General features: G+C 64.8%; 8 protein-coding genes. 2 read left to right on the forward strand and 6 right to left on the reverse strand.

What is annotated here, in order from left to right:
- Nucleotides 1-36: 36 nt before the first annotated feature.
- The 6 genes from ASE59_RS02265 to ASE59_RS02290 all read right to left on the reverse strand — a co-directional run bounded on the left by ASE59_RS02265 (nt 37) and on the right by ASE59_RS02290 (nt 9,237).
- Nucleotides 37-1,149: a glycoside hydrolase family 105 protein gene (locus tag ASE59_RS02265; RefSeq protein WP_056451534.1), complete on the reverse strand. Its 1,113-nt coding sequence runs from the start codon at nt 1,147-1,149 to the stop codon at nt 37-39.
- A gap of 156 nt (nt 1,150-1,305) precedes the next feature.
- Nucleotides 1,306-4,296: a glycoside hydrolase family 35 protein gene (locus tag ASE59_RS02270; protein ID WP_235515610.1), complete on the reverse strand. Its 2,991-nt coding sequence runs from the start codon at nt 4,294-4,296 to the stop codon at nt 1,306-1,308.
- A complete protein-coding gene (locus tag ASE59_RS02275; protein WP_056451536.1) occupies nt 4,293-4,607 on the reverse strand; it encodes an L-rhamnose mutarotase in 315 nt (104 codons plus the stop codon). The genes ASE59_RS02270 and ASE59_RS02275 overlap by 4 nt, the downstream gene beginning before the upstream one ends.
- Nucleotides 4,608-4,673: 66 nt before the next feature.
- Entirely contained in the window at nt 4,674-6,161 is a 1,488-nt protein-coding gene (locus tag ASE59_RS02280; RefSeq protein WP_414899156.1) for a glycoside hydrolase family 28 protein, read from the reverse strand.
- Entirely contained in the window at nt 6,161-7,360 is a 1,200-nt protein-coding gene (locus ASE59_RS02285; RefSeq protein WP_235515611.1) for a rhamnogalacturonan acetylesterase, read from the reverse strand. Before ASE59_RS02285 ends, ASE59_RS02280 begins: the two co-directional genes overlap by 1 nt.
- Nucleotides 7,357-9,237 carry a rhamnogalacturonan lyase gene (locus ASE59_RS02290; protein WP_235515612.1) on the reverse strand — a complete coding sequence of 627 codons (1,881 nt, stop codon included), beginning with the start codon at nt 9,235-9,237 and terminating at the stop codon, nt 7,357-7,359. The genes ASE59_RS02285 and ASE59_RS02290 overlap by 4 nt, the downstream gene beginning before the upstream one ends.
- 171 nt (nt 9,238-9,408) lie before the next feature.
- On the opposite strand from ASE59_RS02290, the gene ASE59_RS02295 reads away from it, so the two are divergent.
- Together ASE59_RS02295 and ASE59_RS02300 are read left to right on the forward strand one after the other, a co-directional pair.
- Nucleotides 9,409-12,606, forward strand: coding sequence for a TonB-dependent receptor (locus ASE59_RS02295; RefSeq protein WP_056451538.1), 3,198 nt, complete (start codon nt 9,409-9,411; stop codon nt 12,604-12,606).
- The gene (locus ASE59_RS02300) at nt 12,603-13,292 is read left to right on the forward strand and encodes a DUF6250 domain-containing protein (RefSeq protein WP_235515613.1); all 690 of its coding nucleotides are present in this window, start codon (nt 12,603-12,605) and stop codon (nt 13,290-13,292) included. The genes ASE59_RS02295 and ASE59_RS02300 overlap by 4 nt, the downstream gene beginning before the upstream one ends.

A 13,292-nucleotide genomic window follows, 5' to 3' on the forward strand; every position in this document is an offset into this window, starting at 1 on the left:
GGGAGGGGAGCAATCAGCCCCCCGCTGCCGCACGCCTCAAATATACGTCCGCAAAAACTCCGCCAGCGCACATACCGCCAGGCTCTGCCCATACGGCATCGACGTCAGCGCGATATCCTTATAGAATTGCTGCGTATCGCCCATCGCGGTCCCAAAGCTCACCTGCTTCAGCTCGCCGGTATCATCGATATTGGAGAGCACGCCGCGCACCGCCTTGATCCCGACCGCCTCATACCCCCGCGGCAGATACCCCTTCCGCACCGCTTTCAAAATCCCATAGGCGAACCCGGCCGCCGCCGACGCTTCCAGATAGCTGGTCGGGTCGACGATCAGCGTATGCCACAATCCGCTTTCGTCCTGCGTCTCGGCCAGCGTCTTCACCTGCGCCGCCAGCGTATCGATCAGGAAGGTGCGGAACGCATCACCGACCGGCAAATCCAGGATCTCGATGATCTCAGGAATTGCGATCGTGACCCAGCAATTGCCGCGCGCCCACAGCGCCTCGGCAAAGTTGTGCCGACCGTTGAAATCCCAGCCGTGGAACCACAGCCCGGTCTTCTTGTCGAACAGATACTTGATATGCACGAGGAACTGGCGCTTTGCCTCCTCGACATAGTGCGGGCGGTTCAGCAACAGCCCGATCTTGGCCAGCGGCAACACGCTCATCATCAGCGTGTCGTCCCACATCTCGCCGGGGTTCTCGTCGTTATAGACGATATGCTGGAACCCGCCCTCTTCGGTCTTGGGCAGGCCGTCGGGCGCCATCAGCCATTCGGCCCACGTATCCAGATACGGGATGTACCGCGGGTCCGGCTCGTGCTCGTACAGATAGGCGAGGGTGATGAACGGCGCGACGGTGTTGATGTTCTTGGTCGGCGTGCCTTCGGCAAAGCGATCCTCGAACCACTGCTTGATGATCGCCAGCGCCGCCTTGTCGCCGGTCTGTTCGTAATAGCGCCACATCCCGAACAGGCCGACGCCATGCGTCCATTCCCACCCGGCCCAGCCCTTGGTGTCGATGATCCGCCCGTCGTCGAGATGGAGCAGGAACTCGCCCGTCTCGTCCTTGATATTGACCAGATTGTCCATCAGCAACGCGATGGCGTCGGTCACCTGTTGGCGGGGAATGTCGTGGGTCAGCGCAGCCATATTTGCTCCGAAGGCTTGGAAAAAATCCTCCCCGGCACGGGGAGGGGGACCATCCGCAGGATGGTGGAGGGGGGTATCCGCAGGCGGAACGTCAGGGATCGGCAGGCCCCCGGCGTATCGCTAAAGGCAACAGGGAAAGGGTGCGATCCATTTCCATTACTTCGCCAACAACGCCGGCGCATCGACCATCCGCACCGGCACGCCGCCGCGAACGTTGCGCATCGTCACCAGCTTGACGGCTTCCAGCGCGTTGCCCGGCGCACCGTCGCTGGTCACGGCCAGCGACAGCACGTTACGCCCACGATGGTTCAGGATGCCCTCGGGTACCACGAAGGTCCGCTGCGGCCCGACATGGGCGATGAACTGCCCCATGTGCCAGCCATTGACGAACACCAGCACCCGGTAATCGACCGGTGAGCGTGGAACGGCGGCATCGCCGAACAACACCCCGATCGTCGCATCCTGCCCCTTTGGCACGTTCAGGTCGAAGCTGGTCCGATACCAGCTCGTGCCCGCCGGCGCGGCGGTCGCCGGCAACGACACCTTCGCCCAGCGCGCATCGTCGAACCCGGGCAGATGCCAGCCCATCCGCTCGCCAAACTGGCCACCGTTGTTGGGAACGCCCCGCACCGGATCGACGATATCCTCGCCGCCCTGCCGTCCCTGAATCTTCCACGCGACGGGAATGGCGAACGAGTCGCCCGCTTGGCGTTCGACCGAAGCCGACACGATCCCGCGCGCTTCCTTATGGAAATCGTCGGCGTCCAGATCCCAGTTATGGCCGTTGTTGCGCAGCATCACCGACAGCACATGCTCGCCCGGCGTCCGCGCCGCATCGGGCAGGGCGATCGTCGCCGTCCCCGTCGTGATCGGTCGCGGCAGTCCGCCGGGCAGTTCGTCCTGCCCGATCAGCTTCCCGTCGAGGAATATCTGCACCATCCCCGACCCGCCGGCCCCGTAATAGAGCCGCAGCCGCTCGGCATCCGCCGTGCCGGTGAAGCGCCCGCGATACCACACATCGCCATCGTGAAAGCCGTACGCGTCCATCAGCATGTTCGGCTGCCCATCGGGTCGTGCGGTGATGCTGGCATAGGCGCGATTGTCGATTGCGGCCCACGCGCTGTCGTCGAAGCCCGGCTCCGCCTCGGGTGATCCCGGCGCCATCCGCCACTCGGCCAGCACCGGCAACGTCACCGCCGCCGGGCCGGGCAGGGGGCTACGCGCCACCAGACTGCCGGCGCTGCCCACCCCGGTCGCGACCCGCGCGCCGTTCCACGTCACCGACCGCACCCGCTTCGGCGCCCAGACCTCCAGCGGCGTTGCCTCCCTGGTATCGCCGGTCAGCGCCAGCGTCGCAGCCCCCTTGGCGGATCGCACCAGCGCCGGCCCGCGCACCAGCACATCGCCCGATTGCCAGAACTTCGCGACCTCGGCCTCATCGCCGATCAGCAACGTCATCGGCGGCCGTCCACCGCCCGAAATCTGCACCCGCGCCAATTGCCCATGCGTGTAATCGAGCCGCAAATCGCCCTTCGCCGCATCGAACGACGACCGCACCTCACCCGCAATAACGCGAACGGTCGGCGCGCTGGCATAGCGCAGCACCGTCGTCCCCGCCTCCTGCGCCCGCCCGTACAGCAGCACCATATCGCCGCCATCGATCCGCAGATGCGACTGCAATTCCGACGTCGCATAGACCAGCCGCTGTCCGCCTAGATTGACGCCCGCGACCAGCCATTTCGCATCGAACCCGTTCAACCGCATCTTCGGCAACGTATAGCGCCCGTCGGGCAGGTCGGCGGTGATTGTGAAGCGGTCGTCGGTCGCCTTGTTCGATGGATTGTGCGTGACTAGCAGGAAGCGGGCGTCGGTCTCGGGCGACTTGTTGTGATAGACCTGAATGTTCGGCGAGGAGATCGTGACCGGCCCTGCCGGAACCATTCCCGCCAGATCGGGCACCGCCGCGATCATGCCGGCCAGCGCCTTCAGCTCCTCGGCCTTTTCGCGCACCTCGCGGGTCTCGCTGAACGCCGCGCCATAGTCATAGCTGGTGAAGACCACCGGTGCCGGCAGCCATCCCCAACTCGTGCCGCCGAACCCCATATAGAAGCTCTGGATGGCGATGCCGTTGGCCAGGTTGGTGCCATAGAATACCCGCTGGAACCGCTTGCCACGCTGGCGGGCGTTGCATTCATACCCGCCGTTCGATCCCCAATAATCGAACCATCCGCCGCCGAATTCCGCCGCAAACCCCGGCGTATTCGGACTGGCCGACGCGCCGCCCTTCGCCCCGCCCGGACCATAGAAGCCCCAATCGGGCGCGGCGGACCCGCGCGTTACCTTGCCGCCGACGGTGCAGGTGCCGCCGGGATAGCCGTCGAACGCATACAGGTCGGGCGATCCCTCCACCGTCTTCGCCACGTTCGATCCGCGCGGTACCCAATATCCGTTGCGCCCCTGATCGTTGTGGAACAGCGGCACGGTGATCCCGTCCGCCCGCGCCTTGGCATAGAGGTGGTCCATATACCGCCCCTGTGCCGGGGTGGTCAGCGCCAGTTCGTTCTCGATCTGGTGCAGGATCACCGTGCCCTTGCCATTGTTGATTTGGTGGCGGGCAATAATGGGGTTGATCTGCGACAGCCATTCGTCGGCGGCGGCGAGGTAGTCGGGATCGTCGGTCCGCGCCCGCGCCCGCTGGTTCTGCAACCATCCCGGAAAGCCGCCGCGCGTCAGCTCCGCATTCACATACGGCCCGGCGCGGGTGATGACGTACAGCCCTTCCTCGGCGGCCATGGCGAGCAGCCGGTCGATGTCGCGGATGCCCTTGAAATCATACACGCCGCGCTTCGGACTGTGGAACCCCCAGTCGAAATAGAAGGCGACGGTATTGAACCCGCTCGCCTTCATCTTCTGCAACACGTCGCGCCACAGATCGGGGCTGGGCAGGCGGAACGCATGGACCTCGGCCGACCAGATGGTGAGCCGCTTGCCATCGATCATCAGCGATCGCGCATCATACGAAACACGCCCGAATTTCTTGACCGGCGCGGCCGGATTGGCGGTCGGCTTCGCGGTCTGCGCGAGGGCTGGCGTCAACATCGACGCGGCAACGCCACACAGGAACAGGCTGCGCAACATACCGGTCATGCCATGTGGAACATGGGCGAGAGCGGCCATTCGAGCGGCCGATTGTCGGCCTGCGTCTCCATCAGCGGCGCCATCGACTCCCACCACCGCTGCATGACCGGGTGCTCGGGCAGGGTATCGCGCCGATTGTCCTCGGCAAGCTCCAGCGTCGCAAACAGCACCCCGGTCTCTTCGTCGAGGAAGATCCAGTAATCGGAGATCCCGGCGTCGCGTAGCAGCGCCGACAATTCGGGCCAGATCGCGTCGTGACGTGCGCGATACTCGGCGGCCATGCCCGGCTTCAACTGCATCCGAAACGCCTGACGCGCCATCGACCCCTCCTATGTGTTCACTATGTGAACGTTATATCCAAATAATAGAATGCGCTATCGTGCAGGTCAATCACTACGTGTAACCTTCGTCACCTTCGCGTCCTCGACATCATCCAGCCGGATCGCCGCCCTACCGTCGCCTGCGGTGACCAGTTCCAGCCTCTCGACGCTCAGCCCCCGCACATGCCGGCACCACAGTCCCCATGCCGGCGTCGGCCCGAACATGCTCGGTTCGGGATAGGCATCGGCCAGCTCCGGCGGCATCGCCACCGGCTGCCCCCCGCCCAGATAGGAAAGGCTGATATCGCGCAGGGTTACGTCCTCGATGGCATGTCCCGGCAACCCCGCCAGCATCGCCGCAAAGCGGTGATCGATCCCCGTCGCCCGCAACCCCTCGACCGTTACGCCCCGGATCACACCGACCCCGGTCCCCGCCGGCCCCCGCCGCCGGTCGCCGATCCGCAGGAACAGCGGCGCGGTGGTCACCTCGGCCATGGTCAGGTCGCGGACGACCACGTCCTCAATCACGCCCCCGTCGACCGTCTCCAGTGCCAGCCCCCGCGACCGCTCGAACCGGCACCGCTCGATCCGGATCCGCCGAAACCCGCCATTGCTCTCGGTCCCCAGCTTGATCCGCCCGGTCACCCGGTCGCGGTCGGGCGCCAGCTGCTGTGTCCGCCGCCGCGTCCCGTCGATCAGCGTCGCCGGATCGAACCCCGACACGACACAGTCTCGCACCGTGACGTCGCTGCATGGGATCGCCCGGCCCAGCGCAAAACTACTCTTCAAAACAATGGCATCGTCATTGGGCGTATTGACACGGCACCGCTCGACCAGCACGTCGCCGACCCCGTCCAGGTCGATCCCGTCGCGGTTGGTATCGATGGTCAGGTCGCGCAGCACCATGCTGCTGCACCCGGTGGCGAGGATCGCAAAATGCCCACCCCGTGCGATCGTGATCCCCTCGATCCGCACGTCGCGCGCATCGACCAAGGCGATCGCCTTGTTCCCCAACCCGTTCATCCGCGCCGCATCCGGCTCCAGCGCCGCGATCTCCGCCGCCGTCATCTGCCGCATCGACAGCGGCCGTTCGCCGGCCTGCTTGCGCCAGCGTGCGCCCGGCCCGTCGCGGGTCAGCCCCTCGCCATCGATCATCCCCGACCCGACGATCGCGACCCGCGTTACCCCGTCCCCGACGATCAGGCTGTTATGCCAATGGCTATGCCCGAAATCCTGATACAGCTGCTCGCCGCGATCCTCGGGCAGCGCATAGCGTCCGCCGTCCCGCGCCGGATCGGCGGCGACGATCACCGCGCCCCGCTCCAGCACCAGCGTCACATCGCTCGCCAATCGCAGTGTGAAGCACCGGTAGCGCCCCTTCGGCAACACCACCGTCCCGCCGCCCCGCGCCGCATCGATCGCCCGCTGCACCGCCGCCGTATCCAGCGTCCGCCCGTCGCCCGCCGCCCCCGACGCACGCACGTCGAACCGCCGCGCGGCATGGGCGGGAAAGGGCAGGGCGAGCATTCCCAGCAGCATGGCGCGCCGGTCGATCAATTGCCGTCAGGTCGCACGTCGCTGCGCGCGGCACTCGGCACGATCGCCACTGCAACAGGCAAGGGCGGCCGCGCCGGATCGAACCGCTCCGCCGTCACATGCCCCGCCATCCCGGGCAGCGTCCGGATACCCTCCGCCACCGCTCGCGCCAGCAGCCATGCCCCATAATTATTGTGGTGCGTCCGGTCCGCCCCGCCGTCGTTGAACGCCTGCGGACTGATCGCCGGACCCAGCGCCTCATACATCGCGATACTGGCGGCGTTCAGATCGATGACCGCCACCCCTTCCTCCGCCGCGACCGCACGGACCGCTGCCGGATAATCGCCCAGTGACGGCTTGATCCGCCCCGCAGCATCGAAATTGCGGCGCTCGGGACTGGTTACAAGAACCGGCGTCGCGCCCCGCCGCCGCGCCTCGGCGATATACGCCTTCAGATAAGCGCGATAGGTTGTCGCCGCCTCGGCATAGGTCTGCGGCCACTGCGCCTTCTGGTCGTTATGGCCGAACTGGATTAACAGCCAGTCTCCCTTGCCGATCGTCGACAGCACCTTGTCCAACCGCAATTCGGTCAGGAAGGATTTGAGCGTCTCGCCCGACTCCGCATGGTTCGCGACCGCGACCTGTCCGTCGAGAAACGCGGGCAGCATCTGCCCCCAACTCGCCGCCGGTTCCGACGGTTGGTCGGTAACGGTCGAATCCCCCACCAGATACAGTGTCGGCACGTCCGCCGGTTCGATCCGCACCGTGCCGACCGCTGCATCACCCAGCAGTTCCAGCGTCAACCGATCGTCCCACGTCGTGCTTCCGGCTTCACGCGGTTTCAGGCGGACCATCGTGCCGCCCGGCGCATTGGCCGGGGGCGGTGCGAGCGCGGCGGTGCGCGTATTGACGACGAAGCTGCGTTTCAGACGCTGGCCGGCGCGCGTCGTCACCCGGTCGAGCATCAGCCGCCGCGCTTCGGCCTTTACCGTCGTCGTCGCTGCACGCCTTTCGCCCAGCGCCATCGTGACGCGCCAATTCCCCTCGGGCAGCGCCACTGAAAAGCGCCGCCCGTCGCCCGGCTCATAGCCATAGCCGTCGCGATAGGGCCGATCCTGTTCGACCGGCAGCTCACCCTCGCGCGGCCGGGCATCGTCCAGCCGATAGGTCACCGGCGTCACCGGCCCGGCGAGCAGCATGGCCAGCGCCGCGATCACTTCGGCGCGACCAGCGGATGCGGCGGCTGATTATACGCGGTGTTCTGCCACGCTACGCCCAGTCGGTAGACCGGATCGTGCATCAGCGTCGCCCGGCGGATCGCGGTCGGATAGGGCGTGGTATAGATGCGCAACTCGCGACTGTCCTCGCTGCGCAGGATTACTTCCTCGCGCCAGTCGCCGAGGATATCGGCCGAGAGCGCCGGCGTCGCTTTGGTTCCGTTGTTCGACGTCGCACCGTCGGCGACCAGCAGCGGGATTTCGGTCCCCGCCTGCCAGTCCCATTTGGTGATCCGGTTGCGGTCCAAGAGCTCGCGCTGTGCGTCCCCGTCCCACCAGATCGCGAAATTGGCGACCTTGGGCTTGGGACCGGGAATCACCTGTCCCCTCGCGGTATAGAGATGGGGCGTGCTGGAATTCCAATTCTCCTCGCCCGGATAGCGCGGGTCGATATCGGCCGACAGGCCCCGCCCGGTGTCTTTGGTAGCCGGCGTCGTCCAGAGGATCTCACCGGTCCGCGCGTCCAGCATCGCCGAACCGATCCCGTCGTTGCGCGACACCTCCTCATGCACGCCGAATTTCTCCAGCCCCGGCCGGTCGGGATCGAGGTCGCCGACATGCATCGTGTCGCCATGGCCGAGGCCCGCGCTCCACAGCCCCTTGCCGTCGTCGTCGATCGCCATCGAACCATAGATGATTTCGTCGCGGCCATCGCCATCGACATCGGCGACCGACAGGTTGTGGTTGCCTTGCCCTCCGGATTTCGCATTGCCCGGCGCGGCGCTGTCGAACAGCCAGCGCTGCGTCAGCTTGCCGTCGCGCCAGTCCCATGCCGCGACCGTCGATCGCGCATAATAGCCGCGCCCGAAGACGCCGCTCGGCCGCTTACCGTCGAGATAGGCAACCCCGGCCAGAAACCGGTCGGAGCGATTGCCATAGCCATCACCCCACAGCGCCTGCAGCCCCTCAGGCGTGTCGCTGCCCCGCGGCGGCGCATAGGGCTGCGTCGCCAGCGCGCGACCGGTCGCCCCTTCGAACACGGTCAGATATTCCGGTCCCGACAGGATGCGTCCCTGCACCCGGGCGACCTTGCGCCCGTCGGGCAGGGTGGTCGCACCGGTCCGATCGGCCTGCGGTATCTCACCGTCCTTCGCTCGCCAGTCCGCTTGTCGGTCGCCCAGCACGCGTCCGGTCCCGTCGACCGTGCCATCGGCGGTCTTGACCATGATCTCGGCCCGCCCGTCGCCATCGAAATCATAGACCATGAACTGGGTATAGTGCGCGCCCGACCGGATGTTGCGCCCCAGATCGATCCGCCACAGCCGCTTGCCTTCCAGCGTATAGGCGTCGAGCAGTGTCTCGCCGCTATAGCCGCCGAACGCGTTGTCCTTCGAGGTGGTCGGGTCCCATTTCACGACGATCTCGTACCGCCCATCGCCATCGAGATCGCCGACGCTGGCATCGTTGGCAGTATAGCCATAGCGCTCGCCAGCCGGCGTCACCCGCTCGGCCGGTGGATCGAGCGGGATCGACCGGTAGCCTTTTGCCCAGACTGCCGCCGTTCCCGCCGGTTCGCGTGCCCCGACCGGTTCGAGCCGATAGCGCGCGGCCGGCGTGCCCGACCAGTCGTGAACGCTCGATGCCCCGGTCACGCGCGCCGCAATCACCTTGCCATCGCGCAGCAGACGGAATGCGGTTCCCGGCCGGTCGGTCGCGAGCAGCCGCCACGAGACATGATTGCCGCCGTCCTTCGCCGGGACCGCGACCAGTCCCCGATCAAGCCGTTCAATTTGGCGGCGATCGGTCGCGGCACCCGGCGCGGCAAAGGCGCTTGCCGACACGCTCGCAGCCAGCATCCCGAGAATCAATCCGCGCATCATCCGCTCTCCTGTTGCCCATATTGTTTCACCATATGGACACAAATATCATATTGCGAAGAATCTACTTTGCAACCCGCTCGTTCCACGATAGGTCCATGGTCGAGCTAAGTGATTTTGACCGGCGACGGGGAACACCCACGCGCCGTCCGGACATGAGGAGGGGTTTGCATGACGTCGTTCGCCAACATCCGTGGAGCGAGGCTGCGCGCCGCCGCATCGGGCTTGGCCCTGATCGTTGCACTGGGCAGCGCACCGGCCTTCGCACAGGTCGCACCGGAAGAAGGCAACGCAGCGACCACCGATCAGGTCCGCACGTCGCCGACCGATCCGTTGGCCGAAGAGGGCGAGATCATCGTCACCGGTACCCGCGCGTCGCTGCAATCGGCCATCGCTCGCAAGAAGAATGCCGACACCGTCGTCGACAGTATCGTCGCCGACGACATCGCCAGCTTCCCGGACAAGAATGTCGGCGAAGCACTGGCGCGCGTCACCGGCGTCCAGTTGCAGCGCGATTTCGGCGAAGGTTCGAAAGTCTCGATCCGTGGCGTCGAGCCCGACCTTAACCGCATCGAAATCAACGGCGTCAGTCAGCAGAGCGCCGGCGGTGACCGCAGCGGTGACTTCCGCGAACTCGCCGTCGAACTGGTCAAATCGATCGACGTGTACAAGGGCTATACCGTCGACTTGACCGAAGGCGGCATCGGCGGAACGGTCAAGGTGGAAACCCGCCGGCCGCTGGAGCTCGTCAAGCCGATCTTCAGCGTCACGGCCGCTGCGCAGCGGCTGAACCTGGTCGAGAAATGGCGCCCCCGTCTGAACCTGATCGCGGGCCGATCGGACTTGCTCGACGGCAAGCTGGGCGTCCTGTTCAACGTCACCCACAGTGTCGTCGATACCCGTGGCGATTCGGTCGCCAACACCAATTGGCAGCGCATCTTCGATTTCGATCGGTCGAACGAAAAGACCGTTGCCGATCCGAATTACGCGTCGTTCAACACCTATGAAAGTTGCGCCAACACCACCGGCACTTCCGCGGCGAACGCGACCGCCAATCGCCTGGCCTGCGAAACGCAATTCTTCGACTGGTCGCCCGGCTCGGTACGGTATCGCAATCAGGAGCGGACCGACGCGCGCACCTCGCTCGACTTCCAGCTTCAGTATCAGTTTTTCGACAATTTTTCGGCTTGGGGTCAGGCACAGCTCAACCTGCGTAATCAGGAACTGCGCGATACCAACTATGCGGTCAATTTGGGCGGCGGATCGGGCAGTTCGATCGATCTGACGCGCTTCAATCTCGATGCTCCGCTGGCCGCCAATGCGCGCGGCGGTACGTCGCGCGCGCGCCCGACGCTCAGCACCGTTACGACCGAGGGGCATGTCCTGACCAGCTGGACGACGGCGCTGAACGGAGCGACGACCGGCGCCAGCGGCGCAATCGTCAACTCGGCTGGCGCGAGCAACATCGTCGGCGTCCAGCGCCGTGACTTTTCCTATGACGAAGAGTCGCGCTATTATCAGACGGGGTTCAAATGGGACCTCGACCGGATGAACATGGTATTCCTCGCGTCGCGGTCCGAGGCGAAGCGGCAGAACGAGACGAACCTAGTCGCGATCACTACCGGCGTGTCGGGTATCACCGTCGACCGCCGCAACGCGGACGGGCTGCCGATCATCACCTTCCCCAGCAGCTTCGATCCTGCCAACATCGCAAACTATGGCGACTTCACCCGGCGCGGCGCAAACGGGCAGTTGCTCGTGCAGCTTGGCCCATCGGTGCAATATCGCCCCAGTCAGAGCGACGTTAGCGAAGACCAGCTGAAGATGGACGTCGACTATGATCTCGACTTCGGGCTGCTGAAGAGCCTCGAATTCGGTGGTCAGTATCGCGATCAGAACCTGACCTTCTACAATAACGGTGGTGCTCGCCTGTTGCGTCCAGAGGTGCGTGCGCCAAATGGCACGATCACGCAAAGCGCACTCTATCAGTATAACAACAACGTCTCGCTGAATACGGTGATCGGCTCACCGCCCGCGACCGGTCCGGCAGCGAACACCTATTACTTCACGCAAGCACAGTATCAGCAATTCCTGCAACTGAACGGTGGCGTCACCGGCGGTGCTCCGCTGTTCGGCGGTATTAAGGGCCTTGACGGAGCGCCCGAGCGACTGGCGCAGCCGCTATTCGATTACGGCAACCTGTCGCGCTATTACGATCTGTCGGGGTTCAATCAATCGCGCGTGCGCTTTGCCGATGGACTGCCGCAGATCCCGGGCTACATTATCAATGAAAAGATCGTCGCTGGTTATCTGAAGTTCAACATGGCGACGGAAGTGTTCGGCATGCCGCTGACCGGTAATGCCGGGATCCGCTACACCTATACCCGTGATGCATCGCAGAGCGCGAACACCCGCCGCGAAAACCGGGTTCGTCCGGGAACCGGGGTGAACGGCATCGCGCCGGTCATCGAAACGGTAGTGACCGCCGTCCAGGAAGTCACACTGACGAACGATTATCACGACTGGTTACCGGCGGTGAACCTTTCGCTTGAAGCGCGGCCGAACCTGTTCGTTCGGGCAACCTATGCCAAGAACCTCGCCCGGCCGAAGCCAAGCGATCTTTCGCCAGCGATCAACTGCGTCATCGATACGGCCGATACGATCCCCGGTGCCGATGCTTGCGGTGCGGGGAATCCATTCCTGCAACCATATCGTGCCGATCAATATGACCTGAACGCCGCATGGTATCCGAATTCCGATACGATCGTCAGCATCGGCTACTATTACAAGGATATCAAAAGCTTCGTCCTGTCGCCGACCACGCGTGAGAATGTCGACCTGTTCGGCGACGGCTTGCTATACACGGTTCGCCAACCGATCAACGGCTTCGGTGCGAAGCTCGACGGGTTCGAACTGAGCGCGCAGACGGCGTTCACGTTCCTGCCGGCACCGTTCGACGGCTTTGGTGCGACTGGTAACTTCACCTTTAGCCGTTCGCTCAACAACGTGCTGACCAACCAGGCGACGGGCGAGCCGCTGAACGCCTTTCCCGGCCTGTCGAAGTTCACCTACAATGCCAGCTTCTATTACGACAAGAACTGGCTGAACGCGCGTGTGAACTATAACCGGCGGACGGGTTGGCTACTGACGCCGGCGGATACGGCAGTCGGCAACAATCCGGTGTTCCGCGAAGGCGAATCCTATGTCGATGCGAAGGTGACGTTCCGCATCACGCCGCAATACAGCATCTGGTTCGAGGCGCTGAACCTGACGAACGAACTGTCGCGCTTCTATGTCGATCGTGCCCGCCCGATCGAATATAGCGATTTCGGTCGCCGGATATTCATCGGCGCACAGTTCAAGCTGTGACGAAATTGGTCGGCCGCGTCGTTGAACCTCGCGGCCGGCCGGCATGGGTGGCACTCGCGCTGTTGGCCATGGGTTGCGTCGATCCCGGCGTCCGGTCCCCGGCCTGGCGCACCGAAGCGGAATCGCCACAGGCACAAGTCCGTTACCTTCCGGGCGGCGTGATCGATATCGACACGCCGCGCGGGCTGACGCTCTGGTATCCCGACCGGCTCGACGGTCCGGTGCGGATCGCGTTCGATGCCATGGCGGTCTCGGTGGGTGGACCGAACGATCAGGTGAGCGATCTCAACGCCTTCTGGATGGCGACCGATCCGGCGGTGTCCGATGGGTCGGTCTTTGCCAAAGCACGCGACGGTCGGTTCGAGGCGTATGACACGCTGACCACCTATTATGTCGGCATCGGCGGCAACCGGAACACGACCACGCGCATGCGGCGCTATACCGGCCATGCGGGGGACCGACCGCTGCTGCCCGAACATGACCGGCGCGACCCTCCCGCGCTGTTGCGAGCCAATCGCTGGACCCGCATCGTACTGATCGCCGATGGCGGGCGTATCGCGGTGGAGCGCGATGGGCGCGTGCTGTTCACGATGACCGACACCGCGCCCTATCGCAGCGGCTGGTTCGCGCTGCGCACGACGCAGAGCCATCTGCGCATTCGTCGGGTGACGATTTCCCGACCCTGA

The organism is Sphingomonas sp. Leaf10, from assembly GCF_001421245.1.
GTDB lineage: Bacteria > Pseudomonadota > Alphaproteobacteria > Sphingomonadales > Sphingomonadaceae > Sphingomonas.

Bases quoted from the DNA above. Each gene is read 5' to 3' on its own strand.
- ASE59_RS02265 (WP_056451534.1), bottom strand. From the start codon at position 1,149: ATGGCTGCGCTGACCCACGACATTCCCCGCCAACAGGTGACCGACGCC.
- ASE59_RS02270 (WP_235515610.1), bottom strand. From the start codon at position 4,296: ATGACCGGTATGTTGCGCAGCCTGTTCCTGTGTGGCGTTGCCGCGTCG.
- ASE59_RS02275 (WP_056451536.1), bottom strand. From the start codon at position 4,607: ATGGCGCGTCAGGCGTTTCGGATGCAGTTGAAGCCGGGCATGGCCGCC.
- ASE59_RS02290 (WP_235515612.1), bottom strand. From the start codon at position 9,237: ATGCGCGGATTGATTCTCGGGATGCTGGCTGCGAGCGTGTCGGCAAGC.
- ASE59_RS02295 (WP_056451538.1), top strand. From the start codon at position 9,409: ATGACGTCGTTCGCCAACATCCGTGGAGCGAGGCTGCGCGCCGCCGCA.